This window comes from Anoxybacteroides rupiense, assembly GCF_014196195.1.
Taxonomy (GTDB): Bacteria; Bacillota; Bacilli; order Bacillales; family Anoxybacillaceae; genus Anoxybacteroides; species Anoxybacteroides rupiense.
Window position 1 is genome coordinate 355,547 of sequence record NZ_JACIDF010000001.1, and the last position, 20,734, is coordinate 376,280.

The following is a 20,734-nucleotide window of genomic DNA, read 5'->3' on the forward strand; positions in this document are numbered from 1 at the left end:
AATAAACACATCCATATTCATGAAACTGATGACTGTACGATTATGCGAAACTTTTGACCTGGACCAATGCATTCTAGAAGCGGAATATCTTCATCTACCACCTTTGCTACTACATTGACTCTCGCATCCTTCGGCAAGCTTCGTTTCGTAATTTGCAGCTCGCCTGCATATCTGTTGTATAAATCATTGTCAATCGTAACAGAGCCTTTTGTGCGACTGATCACAGATGACGGCATAATCTTCATGCCATTCTTTTGTGCATAAAGTCTAGACTCTTGCGATCGAATCACATCCCTGGCCAGATCTAACCGATTCGTATGAGTGCCTTCAACAAGCAAACGCAGGTTTTCATCGTCTTGATTCTTCATCACACATCTAAGTGGAACGATTTTTTCGGCTAACGATGCCAGTAACGATAATGTGCAGTCTTTAGCCGAAATATCACCAATCAATACGTGATCGACATGATATTGAAATAACAGTTCGGCACACGCAAGATGTGGTGCTTGCTTCCGGTGCTTCTCCAATGTCGGCAGTCCTGCATATAGGGGGCCTCTCAGCTTATGATCGCCAGGAATAAATGCTGTTGTCGCAATACCGTATTGCTGAAACATTTGATTGCGCGCAACGAAAAAACGAACATCAAGGCCCGTTTCCGGCCTTGGATAAAAATTGTGCCAAGCCTCAACATTTTGAATGTTTAACCCTAAGCCGATCCATCTCTTCAGCATGTCTTCATTGACCGTGCTAGCATTTAAGCCAATTTTCATTTGCTTTGACCATTCTACGATTTCTTGATCATTGTAACCATCATCTAAGCGAAGCCCTGTCACGCCCCATGCAACAAGCTCTGTTGGCTGATCCATGTTCAAATATGCCAACGATTGAGAAGATACATCAACAAATAATAACATATTATATTGTTTGGCGAGCATCCCTAGTCGCTTTAACCGCTCTCTATACACAGCTGGATCATCTTCAGGAATATGAAGCGAAGTAAAAATGGATTGGAGTTGATAGGATTGGGCCTTCGCCACAAGCGGTTCCATATGACGTGGATCATTGCCTAAATATACAGAAATCCCAAGCATGCTTCCACCTCTTCTAAACGATACAAGCGGTCTCAAAATGGGCGAATTTCCTGATCGCACTGCTTCAGCATTGGAGACCGCTTTGAATCTGCTTCGTTAAAATTTCTATTGGCTAAACGGAATAAAGGAGAGGTTCCTTCATCAGCGGAACTTATGATTAGTTAAGTGTTGCATTCGTCTGTCCGCTTTTTCCAAGATCCCTTGTCATGGCCTCATTAAATCCAAATAAATAAGTAAAAATAAAGCCGAATAAATAAGCAATCAACAAACCGATGAGATAATAGACGATTTGCTGGGCATGAACTAAAAAGGCCAATGGCAAACCAGATACGCCGATAGCAATCGTTGCTACATGAAAATAAGCTTGAAAAGCGCCTCCTACCGCTGCACCTAAACAAGCGGTAACAAACGGTCTTCCTAAAGGTAATGTAACGCCAAAAATAAGCGGTTCGCCAATTCCTAAAATGCCGACAGGAAGTCCCCCTTTAATAATTTTGCGAAGCTGAGCATTCTTTGTTTTAAAATAAATCGCAAATGCAGCTCCTACCTGACCGGCACCCCCCATGGCCAATATCGGCAACAAAGGATCGTCGCCGATGGATTGAATCAGCTCCATATGCACAGGCGTCAGCCCTTGATGAAGACCGGTAACGACTAAAGGAAGGAATGTTCCAGCCAGAATGATTCCTGATAAAATGCCACCAGCGTCAATTAAACTGACTAATCCTTTCGTAATCAAATCGGAAATCCAACCTCCAACAGGCTGAAGAACGATGAGAGTAGCGATCCCCGTGATGAGGACAGAAATAGTCGGTGTTACAATCATATCGATAGAGGTAGGGACAAAGCGACGAATTTTCTTTTCTATCCAAGCCATGAAAACAGCTGCAAGCATCACCCCGATTAATCCTCCGCGTCCAGGCACCAGCTTTTCGCCAAAAAGCGTGAGATCCGCAAGCGCCGGATTAATAATTAAAATGCCGGCAATACCGCCAAGAGCAGGAGTTCCGCCAAACTCTCTCGCCGTATTTATACCGACAAAAATGCCAAGATAGCTAAAGAGCCCCCAGCCGATAAAATTTAAAATCGAGATGATGGCTGAATCTGGATCGGCTCCTGCGCGAATAAAGACATTCGTGATTCCAGCGATTAAACCTGAAGCAACAATTGCTGGAATCAGCGGAATGAAAATGCTTGAGATTTTTCGCAAAAACAGCTTAAATGGCGTTGCGTTTTTTAGCTTTAAGTCGGCTTTTGTCTGTTCGGCAAGATGAGCCCATTCATTGGCATTCAATGATTGAATATCTGTTCCACTTTGTTTGGCGATTTCCTCGGCCACCTTTGTCACAATTCCTGGTCCTAAAATAATTTGCAGTGTTTCTTGCTCAACTACACCAAGTACACCATCAATGTTTTTCAATCCATCGATATCCACTTTACTGTGATCCACAAGCGTGATTCTTAATCGTGTCATGCAATGAGACAGACGATCAATGTTTTGATAGCCGCTAAGCTTTTCGACAATTTCCTTTGCCAGCCGTTCATATTTCTCCATTATTTTTCCTCCTTGTTCTTCATGCCTAAACCAAGAACAACCCGTCAAAAAGAGAAATTGGCGTTTGTGAATGCGCAGTTATTGATCGCTTCGCTTCAATCGTTTGACCGCTTCCCGCGTTCGGTCTAGCGCGGCAATGCTTTCTTCATAAGCTCGGCTGACAATGCCGACATAGAGAATATCAACCACGTTAAGCTGAGAAATTCTTGAACTCATAGCTCCGCTGCGGATGCTTTTTTCTAATGAGCTTATATATAGCGAAATATCAGCCAGCTCAGACACTGGATTCACTCCAAATTTTGTTAAAGAAATAACAGTGGCTCCGTTTGCTTTCGCTAATGCTAATGCTTCAATAATCCCTTCCGTTTGTCCAGAATAAGAAATGCCAAAGGCAACGTCCGCTTCGGTCAAATTAGCGCTCATCATTCCTTGTGTATCATAGTCAAATGCAGCTTCACACCAGCGATTGATCCTTGTTAGCTTTTGCTTTAAATCTTGAACGATCACCGCTGAAGCCCCTATGCCATATACAGCAATTTTACGCGCTCTGCTTAAAGCATGAACGGCTTTTTCTACAGCATCTATCGATAAAACTGACAATGTATCTTGAATGGATTGAATATTGTTGTTCGACACAGAAGCGATGATAGAGGCCATTGAACCATCAATCGGGATTTCTTGGTAAGATGATCCGCTTGGCTCATTTTGTTTGGCCAAATCGACAGCAATTTTTAGCTTTAGTTCACGAAAGCCCTTACAATTCAACGTTCGTGCCAAACGAATAATCGTAGCTTCACTCACATTCGCTTGCTCTGACAGCTTTTGGATTGAAAGATGAACCACCTCCTCAGCATGCGTTAAAATATACTCAGCTGCCTTTCGTTCTGCTGGCTTTAACGAATCAAGCGCCTCCTGAATACTAATGAAGCCTCCTTTCAATTTGTTTTCCTCCCTTCACACTATGTATACTCCGCATCTGAAACTTTATTGCAACATTCCATGGTTTCTCTGAATTTTTATTTCATTCCACCTATCTTCCACAAGATCGCATGTTCCATGTGATCAAACGCCAAACAAAAAGCGCAGCTCCCATGATAAGGAAGCTGCGCGGATGGGGTTACATAACGCGCTTAAACATTTTTTCAAGTTCATAGGTAGAAAAATGAATCATGATGGGCCTTCCGTGCGGACAAGTGAATGGATCCGTTGTTTTGCGCAACGCTTCCAGCAGCGCGAACATTTCTTCATCGCGCAAATGCTGATTCGCTTTAATCGACTGTTTGCAGCTCATAAGGATGGCCGCTTCCTCGCGCAATTGTTTAAGATCCACTTTTTTCATGGCGAGCACTTGCTGAATCATCTCTTCAATAATTTCTGTTTCTTTTCCTTTCGGAAACCAAGCGGGATGCTCACGCACTATAAAGGTATGGTGGCCAAACGGCTCAAGAAAGATCCCGCAGCTTGCTAATTCTTCTCGATGTGCCTCGATTAATACATATTCATTAGCGGCATATTGTAACGTGAGCGGCACAAGCAATGTTTGCACCTCATTTGTTACATGCGCCACCTTTTCACGAAAATATTCGTACTTAATTCGTTCTTGAGCAGCGTGCTGATCAATTAAATATAAACCATTCTCGTTTTGCGCTAAAATATAAGTTCCATGCAGCTGGCCGATCGGATAAAGAGGCGGAATTCTTTCGACAGACTGCTCTTTTACACTACCTTCCACCGGCATGTCCGCTGCTGATTCCATAGGCTTCTCTATATCCCTTTGGTTCTCTTCTATCCATGCAGCCTTTGAACGTTCGATGGACGGCGCTTCCTCGCGAACGGTTGACCATTCACGGCGCGTCTCTTCTTGACCACTCGTTTCGGCAGGTGCTTCCGCCGTTTTGTCAACCGTATGCTGAAATACAAAAGAAGCTTGCTCATTTCTTGGTTTTTCCGGCCGCTTCACGATCACTTCTGGAATCAGCGTTCGCGATTGGAAGGCTTGGCGAATCGCGGATTCCACCAATTGATTTAATTCAGCCTCTTTACTAAAGCGCACCTCCAGTTTGGCAGGATGCACATTCACATCCACTAACATGGGATCCATCTCAATCGCAAGCAAAACAATGGGATAGCGGCCGATCGGCAGCAATGTATGGTATCCTGACTCAATGGCTTTCATTAATGGAATATTGCGCACATATCGCCCATTCACAATCAAGGAGATATAGTTCCGCGAAGCGCGCGTCACTTCCGGTAACGAAATGTAGCCTTTCACAGTAAAATCTAATGATTCCGCCTGAATGGAAATCATTTTTTTCGCTATATCCATTCCATAAATGGCGGCGAGCACGTGACGGACATCGCCATTTCCGCTCGTATAAAGCAATTGCTTATCATGATGGCGCAAGCGAAACGAAACATCAGGATGAGCCAGCGCCAGACGATTCACAATATCCGTGATATGTCCAAGCTCTGTATGAATGGTTTTCATATATTTTAATCGTGCCGGTGTATTGAAAAACAAATGCGATACAGTAATTTCCGTTCCTTTGCGGCTATTTGTGCGCTCATGTTTGACAAGCTGGCCCCCTTTAAGCATAATGAGCGTCCCTGGTCCACTACCTGTGCTTGTTTTCATCTCCACCTCCGATACGGAAGCGATACTTGGAAGCGCCTCGCCGCGAAAACCGAGTGTGCGAATGCGAAATAAATCATGCTCATCTTTAATTTTGCTTGTCGCATGGCGTTCAAAAGCAAGCAAACAATCTTCCTCTTCCATGCCATCTCCGTTGTCAATGAGACGGATTTTCGCAAGCCCAGCTTCCTCTAAATCAATTTCAATTACTGTGCTGTTGGCATCCAACGCATTTTCAACAAGCTCCTTGACGACAGAAGCGGGGCGTTCTACCACTTCGCCGGCAGCAATTTTATTGGAAAGATGATCATCGAGCTTGCGAATTTTTCCCATGACTTATCCCTCGCTATCTAAGCATTTTTTGTATCTCATATAATTGATTAAGCGCTTGAAGCGGCGTCATATCTAGTAAATTCAACGATTCAAGCAAACGAATTACTTCTTTTTCTTTTTTAGACAACGATACATCCTTTGATTTCGCTGGCGCTTCTTCAGCAAATAAACTTAATTGCTCAAATGGTTTTGTTTTTTCTTGTCCCGGCTGCTCTAGCTCCGCTAAAATTTCTTTTGCACGCTGAATTAATTCGGCTGGAAGTTCTGCTAATTCCGCGACGTGAATGCCATAGCTTTGATCAGCTGGGCCGTCTTCGATTTTGTGAAGAAATACGACTTTTCCATCCTCTTCAATGGCTCTAACATGGACATTTTTTAATCGTGGAAGCGCTTGTTCTAATACCGTCAATTCGTGATAATGTGTACTAAACAGGGTTTTCGCCCCAATTTTATGATGAACATACTCGATAATCGCCTGTGCCAATGCCATGCCATCATAAGTGGAAGTGCCCCGCCCGATTTCGTCAAATAAAATTAAGCTGTTTTGCGTTGCATGGACAATCGCGTTACGTGCTTCTAACATTTCAACCATAAACGTACTTTGCCCAGATACAAGGTCATCAGCCGCTCCGATTCGGGTAAATACTTGATCAAAAATCGGCAACACCGCTTGATCCGCGGGTACAAAACAACCGATTTGCGCCATAATCGCTGTGAGCGCCACTTGACGCATGTAGGTGCTTTTCCCCGACATATTAGGCCCTGTAATAAGCAAAAGCTCACGCTCACGATTCATCATACAATCGTTTGGAACGTACGTTTGTGATCCTAGCACCTTTTCGACGACAGGATGGCGTCCAGCCTGAATCCATAGCTCACGCTCATGAGAAAAGCGCGGCCTTACATAATGACGCTCTTCACTTACTGTAGCAAACGACTGCAGCACATCAAGCTGGCTGATCATTTTGGCCAGCATTTGCAAGCGAGGAATAAACTGTTTAACCTGTTCCCGAATTTGTACAAATAGCTCATATTCTAACTCCATGCTTTTTTCTTCCGCTTCTAAAATGAGCGCTTCTTTCTCCTTTAATTCCTGAGTGACAAACCGCTCTGCATTGGCTAGCGTTTGCTTTCGTTCATAACGTCCTTCCGGCAGTAAATGAAGGTTGGCCTTCGTCACTTCGATATAGTATCCGAACACGCGATTATAGCCGATTTTCAGCGACTTAATGCCCGTGATCTCGCGCTCTTTGCTTTCCAGCTGGGCAATCCATGTCTTGCCATTGCGGCTGGCATCTCGAAAGCGATCCAATGTTTCGTTATAACCGTCTTTAATGATATTCCCTTCCTTAACCGATAGCGGCGGCTGCTCCTGAATCGCTCGCTCCAACAGCTCCACAAGCTCAAAGCAAGGGTCAAGACGTTCAGCCAGCTGCTCCGCCTCTTGATGGTTTAAACGTTGAACCACTTCCTTTAAAGCAGGAATTTGCTGCAATGATTTTTTGAGCTGAACAAAGTCACGAGCGTTGACATTGCCATAGGCGACACGTCCAGCAAGCCGCTCTAAGTCATAAACCTCGCGCAGCAGCGTGCGCAGTTCTTGGCGTTCAAAATATTGCTGAAGCAATGTTTCCACAATGCTAAATCGCCATTCAATCACTTCGCGATCCAACAAAGGACGATCAAGCCACTGCTTTAATAAACGGCCGCCCATGGCTGTCACTGTTTCGTCCAAAAGCCAGAGCAGTGAGCCTTTGCGCCCTTTTGACCGAATCGTTTCCGTCAGCTCTAGATTGCGCTTCGAATACACATCCATTTTCATGTATTGATCGACTTGATAGACTTGAGCCGGCTGCAAATGATCCAAACTCCGTTTTTGTGTCCGCACAATATAATGGACGAGCCGGGCAAACGTCATTTTTAGCTTGTCCTGCTCCAAAACTGCCGCAACGGTAAAAAATGTTTCTGGGAGTACCGTGTTTTCTTCCTCAGACACGGTCATATCGTAACGCTCTTTCAATAACTGGCGCAACGTTTCTGGAAAATCTGGTGAAATAACGATTTCCTTCGCACCAATCGCATAGAGCTCATTCATCACCTCTTCCCACGAGTAAAGCAGTGTCACTCTGTTTTCTCCTGTCGATAAATCCATATAAGCCAATCCGTATGTTCCATCTTGAAAAGCCGATACAGTTGCCAAATAATTGTTCTCTTTCTCAAGCAGCCGCTTTCCTTCCATCACCGTTCCCGGCGTAATTAACTGAACGACCTCGCGGCGAACGACTCCTTTAGCTGTCTTCGGATCTTCCACTTGTTCGCAAATGGCAACTTTATAACCTTTTTCAATGAGTTGCTCGATATATCCTTGCGCCGAATGATAGGGGACACCGCACATTGGAATCCGTTCTTCTGCTCCACCGTCGCGGCTTGTCAGCGTGATCTCTAATTCTTGAGCCGCCTTCACCGCATCCTCAAAAAACATTTCATAAAAATCCCCTAAACGAAAAAATAAAAAGGCATCTGGATATTGTGCCTTGATCTGTAAGTATTGCTGTATCATCGGTGTGTATGTAGCCATTGCTCTCCTCCAACCGTTACGATTTCACGCTTTTTATTATAACAAGGGATAAAAGAAAAAACTAGGAAAATCGCTTTCCTAGCTTACTCGTCATCCCCAATTAGAACATCTGGGGTTAAGTCTTCTAATTCATCATCTACATCATAATCAAAATCTTCTTCACTGCCATAGCCATCTGGATGAATCGCCACCCATACTTTTGTTTCTCCGATCACCTCTGCCACAAATTCTCTTTCCGCCTGCACTACAATCTTGTTGCCATTGGCAGAAATCGTGCATTCTAAGCAATTCGGCTGCTGGACCACACGAACAATGATGTCGCTATCATCACTGATCACTTCATCGTCATTGCGATATTTTAATTTTACAATATCTGTATAAGAAACTGTTTCATTCACTACCTCTGTTTTTGTGTTGTTATGATACGAATACCACACATTAATGTCATAGCGTCCATGAATTTCAATGGTTCGGCCGTTTTTCTTTGCTTCATAGCGATGGTTAATAATCCAGCATCCTAAAATACTTGACGGATGATTTGGCGCAGCAAGCGTATGTGTCGACTGTGAAAATTTGCGCCCTTTTCCGACGACTGATTTTGTAATAATTTCTCTGTATTCAGACATACGAGCAAACCCTCCTCAAATAAATCTTCAATTCATCCTATGCATCTTTGCGCCTAATGTGCACATAAAGTTATCAATAAATCCGTATAGTTCATTGTATGCGGGGTTGCTCGAATATGTGCCTATTTTTTCAAATTACAATAACTTACTTATTTAATTACAAATATTCCAATATTTATATAAAAATGAACAGAGCGAGGAGCCGATTTCGACACATAGAGTACGATAAGCATGGTGTCTTTCTCTCACTATATAGAAAAAAGAGACTCTTTTTGAACTGAACCCCCCAAAGTTAGACAAAACGATTGGAGTTCGGTTCATTTTAGAGTCTCCTTTTTGCTTAATGGCAGCCGTAGCTACGATTTCTCATTTGCGCTCCTGTCTCTCCGCTGAGCAAATCGCCACCAGTGGAAGTAATAATTTCATCAGCCACTGTTTTAGAAATGGTAGAAGCGACTAGCTGAAGGAGATCATTCACTTCCAGTTGGGATTGCTGAAACTCATCAACAATCGGAATTTGAGAAAGCTGTTCGTAAATGTCATCAATCTCTGCCTCTACTTTTTTTAACGCTTCATGCTTGCCATAATGACGAAGGTTGACAGCCTGCTTTTGCAACGATTTCATTTGCTGAATCATCGTGCGCACTTTTTCGTTTTGGTTAATTTTTTCTTCCGCGCGCTTGAAAAAATCAACTTCTTCTGTCTCGGCGATCATTTTCGCTAACTCTTTCGCCTGAGCTAAAATGTCGTCTCTTGTATATTTCGCCATCCTATTTCACCTCAATCGCTTCTTCTACCATTTCACCATCTAATGTCCATGTTTTGGCCTTGGTAATCCGCACTTTGACAAGCTGGCCAATTGCTGATTTTGGACCTTTAAAGTTGACAAGCTTATTTTTGCGGGTATAACCTGCAAGGACATCAGGGTTATTTTTGCTTTCACCTTCTACTAATACTTCGACAACCTGCCCTTCATATTCCTTCAATTTCTTCGCAGAAATTTCATTGACGAGAGTATTCAAACGCTGCAAGCGCTCTTTTTTCACTTCCATCGGCACATTGTCCTGCATTTTAGCGGCCGGTGTACCTTCGCGAGGTGAATAAATAAACGTATAGGCGGAGTCAAATTCAACTTCACGATATAGAGATAACGTTTCCTCAAACTGTTCATCGGTTTCATTCGGGAAGCCAACGATAATATCTGTTGTCAACGCTACATCCGGAATGGCTGCTTTAATTTTGCGCACAAGCTCTAAATATTGCTCTCTTGTATATTTGCGGGCCATCATTTTTAGCACAGCCGAACTTCCAGATTGCACAGGCAAATGAATATGTTCCACTAAATTGCCGCCTTTCGCGAGCACCTCGATTAGATGGTCATCAAAATCGCGCGGATGGCTCGTCGTAAAGCGAATACGAGCGATATCGATTTTGCGAAGCTCATCCATTAAATCGCCAAGGCCGTACTTCATGTCCGTAAAGTCTTTCCCGTAAGCATTGACGTTTTGGCCAAGCAGTGTGATCTCTTTATACCCTTGCGCTGCCAGATGGCGCACTTCCTGAATAATATCGGCTGGACGGCGGCTGCGCTCTTTTCCGCGCGTATATGGGACGATGCAGTACGTACAAAACTTATCGCAGCCATACATAATATTGACCCATGCCTTAATATTTCCTTTGCGTACTTTCGGCAGGTTTTCAATTACGTCCCCTTCTTTGGACCATACTTCTACAACCATTTCTTTTGACATATACGCTTCATGCAAAATATGAGGCAAACGATGAATATTATGTGTGCCGAAAATCATATCAACATATTGGTATTGCTTTAAAATTTTATTAACGACCGACTCTTCCTGTGACATACAGCCACATACACCGAGAAGCAAATCAGGATTGTTTTGCTTTAACGGCTTTAAATGGCCGATTTCTCCAAACACCTTATTTTCAGCATTTTCGCGAATCGCACATGTATTTAATAAAATGACATTAGCATCTTCTGGACGGTCTGTCGCTTCGTATCCAAGCGCCATAAAAATACCGGCCATCACTTCTGTATCATGCTCATTCATTTGACAGCCGTATGTGCGAATGTAAAACTTACGACCATTCCCCATGCCGCGAAACTCTTCCGGAATCGCAAAATCTTCATGATACTTCACTTCTTCTTTTCCGCGTCTTTTGGCCTCTTTTAAGCTTGGCGGAATAAAAACAGTAGAAAAATATTTTTCATAATCCTTGCTTGTTTTTTTCTTCAATTCATCCAAAGCGGATTTTTTGTCCGTTGGATGATCTGCCGTTTGAATATGATTGGTTTGCTCAAGACGTTGTTTTTCGTTCATAACGATCTCCTTTCTACTCTATCTGTGCCATATTACACACTATCATAGTATATAATTTGTCGCAAAGTTAAACAATAGCGTGATGCAACCTTTCCTATTTTCTTGTCTGGCCACATGCCAGACTATTTATAGTAACAAAAAACTCCTAAACAGGCAACCGCCCGTCTAGGAGCTTATGATTCGTTACATAAACTCAGCCACTAATTCATCGAATTTTTCTCTGCTCAATTGAAGGTTTGCATGGACAAGCGGTGTTTCGCTATAACCATGAATTAAATCTTGATACGATTTTTGTTCTTTATTTTGATAAATAAGACCTGTTACCAAGCCTTTATGTTTCATTAATGTTTGCATAGCCATTGTACGGTCAGATGGGTCATATTCGTCAATTGTGCTTAAATTCGTTAAATGCTCTTTAAACCAGTCATATGTGTTGACTTTATTGTAGGTCACGCACGGGCTGAATACGTTAATTAAGGAGAAGCCTTTATGTTTAATCGCTTCCTCGATTAAGTGAGTCAATTCCTTCAAATCGCTGGAAAAGCTCTGGGCAACAAATGTAGCTCCTGCACTTAGCGCCATTTCCATGATGGATAAAGCAGGCTCAACTGAACCTTGCGGCGTGCTTTTTGTTTTAAAGCCTACATCGCTCCGCGGCGATGTTTGACCTTTCGTTAACCCATAAATTTGGTTATCCATCACAATGTACGTAATATCGATATTGCGCCGGATGGCATGAATCGTATGTCCCATACCGATCGCAAAGCCGTCACCATCTCCTCCAGCTGCAATTACGGTTAAATCGCGATTGGCCATTTTGACGCCTTGAGCGATTGGCAGCGCCCGTCCATGAATGCCATGGAAGCCATAGGAATGAATATAGCCAGAAATCCGTCCCGAACAGCCAATTCCGGAAATAACAGCCAATTGGTGCGGCTCTAGGCCAACGTTGGCTGCAGCACGCTGAATCGCCGCTTGCACAGAGAAATCGCCACATCCTGGACACCAGTTCGGTTTCACATCATTACGAAAGTCCTTAAATGTCGCCATGATTATAACAACTCCTTGCTTTTTGTGTAAACTTCATTTGGCAAGAACGGATTGCCATCATATTTTAAGATGCTTGAGATTTTTTCAGCATGTCCGACATTCATTTTTAACAGATTGGCAAGCTGGCCTGTTGCATTATGCTCAACGACAATCACTTTTTTCGCTTTTTGTACAAGCGGAAGCATTTCATCTGTCGGAAACGGATGAATGAGACGAACATGGGCATGGTTAACCTTCAAACCATCCCGCTCAAGCCGCTCCATCGCTTCTTCAATCGCTCCGCGCGTCGAGTTAAAGCCAACCAGCAAGACATCTGCTTCCTCATGTTTCGCATTTTTGTGAACTGGTGTTTGAAATTTGAGCTGCTTTAATTTCCGTAAGCGCTTGTCCATTTGTGCGTTACGGTTAGAAGCCACTTCAGACGGTTTTCCTGTTTCGGCGTGCTCCACCCCAGTTACGTGATGAATGCCGTTTATCATTCCAGGAAGTACGCGTGGGGAAATGCCATCGTCTGTGATTTCATAGCGTTTAAAATTCTCTTTATTTGCCAAAGGCGGGAGCTCGTCCGCTACAAGTTTACCGCGGCGAATTTGGATTTTTTCATACTCTAGCGGTTCCACCGTCTGTTTTCCTAAAGAAAGCTGCAAATCAGATAAGACAATGACAGGGCATTGATACTCTTCCGCTAAATTAAAGGCCTCAACCATATCATAAAAAGCTTCTTGAACAGTGCTTGGCGCCATAACGATTTTCGGAATTTCTCCGTGCGTTCCATAAATCATCGCCATTAAATCTGACTGCTCTTGTTTTGTCGGCAACCCCGTACTTGGACCTCCGCGCTGCGTATCGACAATGACTAATGGTGTTTCGGTAATGCCGGAAAGCCCAATGGCTTCCATCATTAATGAAAGACCAGGACCAGCTGAAGCTGTTAATGTTCTCACACCAGCATAGTTCGCACCAATGGCCATCGTACATGCTGCGATTTCGTCCTCTGTTTGAATGACTGTGCCGCCTAATGCTGGAAGCTTCTTAATTAAGTATTCCATAATTTCCGATGCCGGAGTAATTGGGTAAGCGGCCATAAAGCGAGCACCACCAGCAAGCGCACCGAGCGCAATAGCATCATTGCCAATCATATACATCCGCTTTTTGCCGTCTGCTTGGTCCAGCTTCATCAATTGGAGGTTTTCTCCAAGCTGTTCTTTCATAAATTGAGCTCCTGCCCGGATTGCCTCCATATTTTTTTCAACTACTTGCTGTCCTTTGCGACCAAAAATTCCCTCTACTACTTCTTGGAATACATTTATATCAAGACCGAGAACCGCGCTGGAAGCGCCGACGGCCACCATGTTTTTCATGAGAGAGGTCCCTAGGTTAGTCGCTATGTCTGTAAATGGCACAGCATACAGCGTGACATGAGATCCTTCTGGAATGACTGGATTAAACTTCGCATCTGCAATCACAACGCCGCCATCGCGAAGTTCGTGGAAATTAAAATCAATACTCTCCTGATCAAAAGCTACCAATATATCAAGATCGTCAGCAACGGAACGAACTTGGGTCGTGCTTACTCTAATCTTATTATTAGTATGTCCCCCTTTAATCCGCGAAGAAAAATGGCGATAACCGTATAAGTAATAACCTAAACGGTTCAATGCAATAGAAAATATTTCGCCTGTACTCTCGATCCCTTCCCCTTGTTGTCCTCCAACTTTCCACGAAAGCTGACTAACCATTTCTTACACCCCTTTAGCTTCCATCGATTATAGCATATACATTGCTATCCATAAGTGTAGCACTTTTCAAATGAAATCACTACCATTTCAGCTTGTGATTTTTTCAAAAAATTTAGCATACATCTTATACTAAACGATTACATTCTAGACCCATCGAAAAAAAAATGCAACCCTTTCTCTGAAAATTTGTCCCCTTCTTCCCATGATGCAATCGATTCACAAAAAAGCTTGATGAGGCAGTCTATTCGGCTTATCAACGAGAACAAGCCTCTTATGTAGAATCTAAGTGTTTTAAGCGATCCAACAGATAGGAATGAATCGACCGCTCCTCTTTATAAACCTCATCCGATATAGAGGTAACTTGATATGTTAACATTTGCGACAACATGGAACATCGTTGCATCTTTCTTTTAACGGTGTAATCTAGCGTAAGGATATCAATCCAATTTAGTGTGTTAGCATTTCACGTTTTATTTTATAGGGCTCTCGGTCATAGAGAGATGCCATCCAATCATTCACGAACGAAGGGCAAGGCGCCGAGGCGAAACGTTTGATTCCCCGCGCCCGCTAAGTGTGAAACAACCGTTTTTTCATTTATTATGACAGCTATTGCGGCAAATGCTCATAAAAATTGCGGAAAAGAAATTGTTCCACATCTGTTTCAGAATAGCGCTTTTGCAGCTCGTTAATTAAATTTTCATAACCTCTTGCATTCTCCAATCCCGCCGCTGTTGTTTCGATGCCGTCGAAATCAGAACCAAAGCCGACATGGCGCGAACCGCCAAGCGAGCAAACGTGCTCAAGATGGCGGAGAACATCCAAAACAGCAGCCTGCTCTGCGTTTTCAGATAAAAAATATGGAACAAAGCTGAGACCGATCATACCATTTTTGCGAATGAGCGCTTGAATTTGTTCATCACGCAAGTTTCGCGGATGTGGGCACAAAAGGTAAGCATTCGAATGAGAAGCAATTGGAAATTGGGCGATCTCCATCACATCCCAAAACGCTTTTTCCGATAAATGAGAAACATCTGTCCATCGTTTCATTTCATTTAATTGTTGAATGACTTCTTTTCCAAACTGAGTTAAACCAGCTCCCCGTTTTTCCCATGCCCCATCGGCAACAGCATTAGCCCAGTTCCATGTTAATCCAACTGACATCACACCAAGTCGCAAAAGGGTTTTCAGTTTGATAAGGTTTGTTCCAATCGCCTCGCAGCCTTCAAGCGTAAGCATCGCTCCGATCTCATCATCTGCCAACGCCGAGATGTCCGCCTTGGACTGAACAAATTTCACATTTGGAAAACGGGCAACAATCTTTTCAAAAAACAAGTCCACCATTTCCAGCGCAGCAGTAAAACGAATTTCTTCTGGCACACGCTCAGGAACATAGATCGCAAAGCATTGCACCTTGCTGTTTATATTCATTAACGATTGCAGTGTTACATGGAGTTCTTTGCTATCATAAAATGATAAAGTCCGGTTGAGCCACAGCTTCATCAGAACATCACAATGTGCATCAAAAATCATCTGTAACCCTCCCAGAAGCAAAATAAAAATAACCTGTTTGAGAGCAAACAGGTTATGATATGATTGGACCCATCAGCGAGGTTCGACGATCAATTTAATCGCTGTGCGCTCTTCGCCATCAATGATTATGTCTGTGAATGCAGGAATACAAATAAGGTCTACTCCACTCGGTGCCACAAATCCTCGTGCGATCGCTACGGCCTTAACGGCTTGGTTTAATGCACCTGCGCCAATCGCTTGGATTTCGGCAGCTCCGCGTTCACGCAATACTCCAGCAAGTGCACCAGCTACAGAGTTAGGGTTCGATTTTGCTGAAACTTTTAATATTTCCATTCCTGGTTCCTCCTTAATTTCCACATAAGTTCATTCGTTATAAATTTCGTTCCATTTTTACTATATTCACTGTTTTCTCAAGTATTCCTGCTAGAATCAAAAATATTTTTTTAAAATTCTCAAAACAACCATTATTCAAAATAAGGGTGATCGTCGTTGATCATAACCCGTTCAATCGCTTTGGCTTTTCCCGTTTTCGGTTCGATATGAATCAATACAGCATTCAGCTGACTTCTTCCTTCAGGCACTTCAAATCGGACAGGAAGAGAGGTCAAAAACTTCCGCAACACAGCTTCACGATCTACTCCTAAAATACCGTCGTATAAGCCCGTCATGCCAACATCTGTCATATATGCTGTTCCTCGCGGAAGAATACGGGCATCAGCTGTTTGAACATGTGTGTGCGTACCTACTACTGCTGAAACACGGCCATCTAAATACCAGCCCATCGCTTGTTTTTCGCTTGTAGCCTCAGCATGAAAGTCTACGAAAATCATTGGCGTTCGCTGCAACGCTTCTGCAATTAATTCATCCGCCTTTTTAAAAGGACAATCAATGGCCGGTAAAAACGTTCGTCCTTGCAAGTTAATGATAGCCACCTCTCCATGCTCTGTCTGTACGTATACAAGTCCCTTTCCTGGGGTCCCTTCCGGAAAATTAGCAGGACGAACAAGCGATTTCGCCTCATCTATAAACTCAAAAATATCGCGGTTATCCCATGCATGATTTCCAAGTGTAATCACATGAGCCCCCTGATCAAGAAAACTGCGATATATTTTTCCGGTAATTCCTTTTCCTCCTGCTGCATTTTCTCCGTTGACAATAATGGCACTCGGCTTATGCTTTGCTTTTAATTTCGGAAGATATTGTTCGACCATTTTTCTTCCTGGCGATCCCACGACGTCTCCAATAAACAACAGTTTCATCTTATAACCCTTTCTAATATTAGAAGTCTCACTAGTTCAAGTTTGTCATAAAACCAAAAAAAAATAAAGTGGCAATACCGCCACTTTATTTTGCATATTCCACCGCTCTTGTCTCACGAATAACGGTAATTTTTATATGTCCTGGATAATCAAGCTCTTCTTCAATCTGTTTGCGAATGTCGCGAGCTAAACGATGCGCCTCAAGATCATCAATGGCATCTGGTTTCACCATAATCCGCACTTCGCGTCCTGCCTGAATCGCATAGGATTTTTCAACTCCTTCATGCGATTCAGCAATTTCCTCAAGCTTTTCGAGACGGCGTATATAATTTTCCAACGTCTCACTTCTCGCTCCAGGCCTTGCTGCAGACAATGCATCTGCTGCCGCCACTAAAACGGCGATAATGGAAGTTGGTTCCGTATCGCCATGGTGGGAAGCGATACTATTAATTACCACCGGATGTTCTTTATATTTCGTTGCCAGTTCAACACCAATTTCAACATGGCTTCCTTCCACTTCATGATCGATAGCTTTTCCAATATCATGGAGCAAACCGGCTCTTCTTGCAAGCATCTCATCCTCGCCCAGTTCAGCAGCCATCAGCCCAGCTAAAAAAGCCACCTCCATCGAGTGTTTCAACACGTTTTGTCCGTAGCTTGTCCGGAACTTAAGACGACCTAAAATTTTGATTAAGTCTGGATGCAGCCCATGAACACCCACTTCGAAAGTCGTTTGTTCCCCGACTTCACGAATGTGTTCATCCACTTCACGTCTCGCCTTTTCCACCATTTCTTCAATTCGCGCCGGATGAATGCGGCCATCTTGAACAAGCTTATCCAAAGCAAGTCTGGCCGTTTCTCGGCGAATCGGATCAAACCCTGATAAAATGACCGCTTCTGGCGTATCATCAATAATTAAATCAATTCCTGTCAATGTTTCGAGCGTGCGAATATTGCGCCCTTCACGGCCAATAATCCGACCTTTCATCTCGTCGTTTGGCAGGTTTACAACAGATACAGTCGTTTCTGCCACATGGTCAGCTGCACAGCGCTGAATTGCAAGCGATAAAATTTCTTTAGCCTTCTTATCTGCTTCTTCTTTCGCGCGCATCTCGGCCTCTTTAATCATGACAGCAATTTCATGGGATAGCTCTTTCTCAACACGCTCTAAAATAATCTGGCGTGCTTCTTCGCGCGTTAGGCTAGAAATACGCTCCAATTCGGCCTGTTCCTTGTTCACGAGTTCTTCCACTTTGCTTTCCATCTCTTCAATATGCTGTTGTCTTTGGTTAAGAGTGTCTTCTTTTTTCTCTAAAAGCGTCTCGCGTTTGTTCAGCATTTCATCCTTGCGGTCGAGATTCTCTTCCTTTTGCAGCAAGCGGTTTTCCTGTCTTTGTAATTCACTGCGACGATCACGAATCTCGCGCTCAGCCTCTGTTCGAAGTTTATGAATCTCATCCTTCGCCTCAAGAAGCGCTTCTTTTTTCAACGCATCCGCTTCACGTTTTGCTTCTTCAAGAATTTGGTTCGCAGCTACTTGTGCGCCGCCAATTTTCGCCTCAGCAATCGATTTACGAACAAAAAAGCCAACAACTGCACCAACGATTAGACCAAGCAAAGCGGAGATGATTGTACTGACCCCCATCCTTTTCACCTCCTCTTGCTATAAACTGGTTTGCTGTTTCATGAATGTCGGCGTGTACATTGTTACAAATTCAACATACAGCGCAAAGGCTTTTTCAGCTTGTCTGATCAAATGCATTTCCGACAAAAGGCCTTCAGCTATAAATTTTCATGATCCACTCATGCTTTGTCCGCCCTATTCAGCATGTCCCCCTCTTGGAGAGAAAGTGCGGACTTCTACATTTTTCTTGTAAAATATACATGTTAATTTTAAAGGTGGTAACATTTGTTGTCAAGATAATAAGCATCGCAATATGACAGAATGTTTCAAAAACTAATTGGAATACGATAAAATGGAAGTAAATTTCCTGTCATCTAGATATTCCATCCGCACAAATTTTTCGTTTGAATATAATGTGTGACATTCGTGCAATAGGGTAACTTGCTCTTACTTCAAACATTTTGCGCATGGACTGTGGGGAAATGTGTAATAATCATCATGTTATGTTGACATGTCAACATTTGTATCGATATCAAGTCTGAACGGTTGTTCAACAATTGAGTGAAGTGATTGAGCAACACGGCTTCACAGAATCATGGACGGACTATAAAGGCGGCACGGTTCGGCTCTTCGTCATGCAAATGGCGCCATCAATAGGCAAGTTACAGAACTCTTCCGATCGCAGGTGTTTATAAACCCTCATTGGTTCCATCTTTATAAAGATTCGACTGTTATCAGAGAATAATGCTTAATAGAGACTGCTTGAATAAGACATTTTGGCTTTCGTATCGTACGTTATGTGCTTGGCATCATTGTACTAAAAAATGAAAAAGCCGTGGCTATCAAACCACGGCCCTTTTTGGCTATTCGTCCAAAAAGCCTAGTTCTTCTTGCTGATCCACCGAAGCGCTACCGTTGCCGCCAAGCTCGTCCACACCGTAATGCTGGCGAATTTCTTGAGCGATCTCCTCCATGATTTGCGGATTTTCTTTCAAAAATTGTTTCGCATTTTCTCGACCTTGGCCAAGACGCTCGTCCTTGTAAGAATACCAAGAACCGCTTTTTTGGATAATATCAAGTTCTGAGGCCATGTCGATAATTTCTCCCTCACGCGAAATCCCTTCTCCATACATAATATCCACATCTGCTGTCTTGAATGGAGGAGCCACTTTGTTTTTTACCACTTTAATTTTTGTCTTATTACCGACCATATCATTTCCTTGTTTAATCTGCTCAGCACGGCGCACTTCTAGACGCACAGACGCATAGAATTTCAACGCGCGACCACCAGGGGTGGTTTCTGGCAATACCTATAGATTTACCATTTCTATAGCTTGGACTATCTCTTCATCTCCGCATAGGAGAGCCTTGCGCTTCCAGCAGTAGCCTATCCTCTGCTGTACCCTACTTCGAACCGTTGTTCTTTTCGGTAGTCTCTACACCTTCCTTACGAATGGTAAGGCTTGGCACGGTATTACCCCATTAAAAATTGGAGGGCTCCACCGTTAGCACGAGAAGCTTTCTCGCACACCCCTAGGCAATCGGGTTCACAAGGTTTTTTTCTTGCTATCGCTAGCAAGGGAAACCCAGAATAGCAGCAGCTTAATCTCTAGATGATGCATAAAAAGGCAAAGATTAAGCAGCGATCGTTTGTTGATTTCCGAACATAACCCCTACTTTTTCACGGATTTGGTTAATAAAAATGGCGATCGTTTTAGATTTATTGATCGCTCCCGATAGCTTACGAAGCGCTTGAGACATAAGGCGCGCCTGCAATCCGACATGGGCGTCCCCCATATCTCCTTCAATCTCTGCTTTTGGCACAAGCGCCGCAACCGAGTCAATGACAACAATATCTACTGCACCACTTCTGACAAGAGCTTCCGCAATTTCAAGCGCTTGCTCCCCTGTATCTGGCTGAGAAAGTAACAGTTCATCAATATTGACTCCTAGCTTCTGTGCATAAACAGGGTCAAGAGCGTGCTCCGCGTCGATGAAGGCTGCCTGACCGCCCAGTTTTTGCACTTCCGCGATGGCATGAAGGGCTACTGTTGTTTTACCTGAAGATTCCGGCCCATAAATTTCAATGATCCGGCCGCGCGGATACCCTCCAACACCTAACGCGATGTCCAATGCTAAAGACCCGCTTGAGACGGTGGAAATTTGCCGATCCGTCTGTTCTCCTAGCTTCATAATCGATCCTTTACCAAACTGCTTTTCAATTTGCTTTAGCGCCTGTTCTAAGGCTGCTTGACGATCTTGGTTCACTCGCCATTCCTCCTTATGCATTACCTATCTAATAATATAACGTTTTTTTGCTGCTTTGCCAAGAAAAAAATCGAACGTTCATTCGTTTTCTTTTTATTTTTGCTGGT

15 protein-coding genes and 1 pseudogene are annotated in these 20,734 nt (G+C 43.4%); all 16 read right to left on the reverse strand.

What is annotated here, in order from left to right; translation table 11 throughout:
* Positions 1-17: 17 nt before the first annotated feature.
* Positions 18-1,091 (reverse strand): DUF871 domain-containing protein, encoded by a 1,074-nt coding sequence (locus GGQ95_RS01625; protein ID WP_066147343.1) that lies wholly within the window; start codon positions 1,089-1,091, stop codon positions 18-20.
* 157 nt (positions 1,092-1,248) lie between these two features.
* Entirely contained in the window at positions 1,249-2,646 is a 1,398-nt protein-coding gene (locus tag GGQ95_RS01630) for a PTS transporter subunit EIIC (RefSeq protein ID WP_183186262.1), read from the reverse strand.
* A gap of 78 nt (positions 2,647-2,724) precedes the next feature.
* Complete coding sequence (locus GGQ95_RS01635; RefSeq protein ID WP_221211956.1) at positions 2,725-3,585, reverse strand: MurR/RpiR family transcriptional regulator; 861 nt, start codon at positions 3,583-3,585, stop codon at positions 2,725-2,727.
* 178 nt (positions 3,586-3,763) lie between these two features.
* A complete protein-coding gene (gene mutL, locus GGQ95_RS01640) occupies positions 3,764-5,611 on the reverse strand; it encodes a DNA mismatch repair endonuclease MutL (protein WP_183186263.1) in 1,848 nt (615 codons plus the stop codon).
* Positions 5,612-5,624: 13 nt separating this feature from the next.
* Complete coding sequence (gene mutS, locus GGQ95_RS01645; RefSeq protein ID WP_183186264.1) at positions 5,625-8,189, reverse strand: DNA mismatch repair protein MutS; 2,565 nt, start codon at positions 8,187-8,189, stop codon at positions 5,625-5,627.
* A gap of 83 nt (positions 8,190-8,272) precedes the next feature.
* Positions 8,273-8,815 carry an outer spore coat protein CotE gene (locus tag GGQ95_RS01650; protein ID WP_044746063.1) on the reverse strand — a complete coding sequence of 181 codons (543 nt, stop codon included), beginning with the start codon at positions 8,813-8,815 and terminating at the stop codon, positions 8,273-8,275.
* Between the two features lie 340 nt (positions 8,816-9,155).
* Positions 9,156-9,584 (reverse strand): YlbF/YmcA family competence regulator, encoded by a 429-nt coding sequence (locus GGQ95_RS01655; RefSeq protein WP_066147332.1) that lies wholly within the window; start codon positions 9,582-9,584, stop codon positions 9,156-9,158.
* Position 9,585: 1 nt separating this feature from the next.
* Positions 9,586-11,157, reverse strand: coding sequence for a tRNA (N6-isopentenyl adenosine(37)-C2)-methylthiotransferase MiaB (gene miaB, locus GGQ95_RS01660; protein WP_066147330.1), 1,572 nt, complete (start codon positions 11,155-11,157; stop codon positions 9,586-9,588).
* A 183-nt stretch (positions 11,158-11,340) separates the two neighbouring features.
* Entirely contained in the window at positions 11,341-12,207 is an 867-nt protein-coding gene (locus tag GGQ95_RS01665; RefSeq protein ID WP_066147329.1) for a 2-oxoacid:ferredoxin oxidoreductase subunit beta, read from the reverse strand.
* Between the two features lie 2 nt (positions 12,208-12,209).
* Complete coding sequence (locus GGQ95_RS01670; protein ID WP_044746067.1) at positions 12,210-13,946, reverse strand: 2-oxoacid:acceptor oxidoreductase subunit alpha; 1,737 nt, start codon at positions 13,944-13,946, stop codon at positions 12,210-12,212.
* A 606-nt stretch (positions 13,947-14,552) separates the two neighbouring features.
* The gene (locus GGQ95_RS01675) at positions 14,553-15,476 is read right to left on the reverse strand and encodes a dipeptidase (RefSeq protein WP_159719621.1); all 924 of its coding nucleotides are present in this window, start codon (positions 15,474-15,476) and stop codon (positions 14,553-14,555) included.
* Positions 15,477-15,548: 72 nt separating this feature from the next.
* Positions 15,549-15,809: a stage V sporulation protein SpoVS gene (spoVS, locus tag GGQ95_RS01680; protein ID WP_027408762.1), complete on the reverse strand. Its 261-nt coding sequence runs from the start codon at positions 15,807-15,809 to the stop codon at positions 15,549-15,551.
* Between the two features lie 131 nt (positions 15,810-15,940).
* Positions 15,941-16,735, reverse strand: coding sequence for a TIGR00282 family metallophosphoesterase (locus tag GGQ95_RS01685; RefSeq protein ID WP_044746069.1), 795 nt, complete (start codon positions 16,733-16,735; stop codon positions 15,941-15,943).
* Positions 16,736-16,820: 85 nt separating this feature from the next.
* Positions 16,821-18,380: a ribonuclease Y gene (gene rny / locus GGQ95_RS01690; RefSeq protein ID WP_066147324.1), complete on the reverse strand. Its 1,560-nt coding sequence runs from the start codon at positions 18,378-18,380 to the stop codon at positions 16,821-16,823.
* 842 nt (positions 18,381-19,222) lie between these two features.
* Positions 19,223-19,666 carry a recombinase RecA family protein gene (locus GGQ95_RS01695; protein ID WP_370514187.1) on the reverse strand — a complete coding sequence of 148 codons (444 nt, stop codon included), beginning with the start codon at positions 19,664-19,666 and terminating at the stop codon, positions 19,223-19,225.
* A gap of 340 nt (positions 19,667-20,006) precedes the next feature.
* Positions 20,007-20,648: pseudogene (gene recA / locus GGQ95_RS01700) on the reverse strand (recombinase RecA); the annotation flags it as partial.
* Between the last annotated feature and the right edge of the window lie 86 nt (positions 20,649-20,734).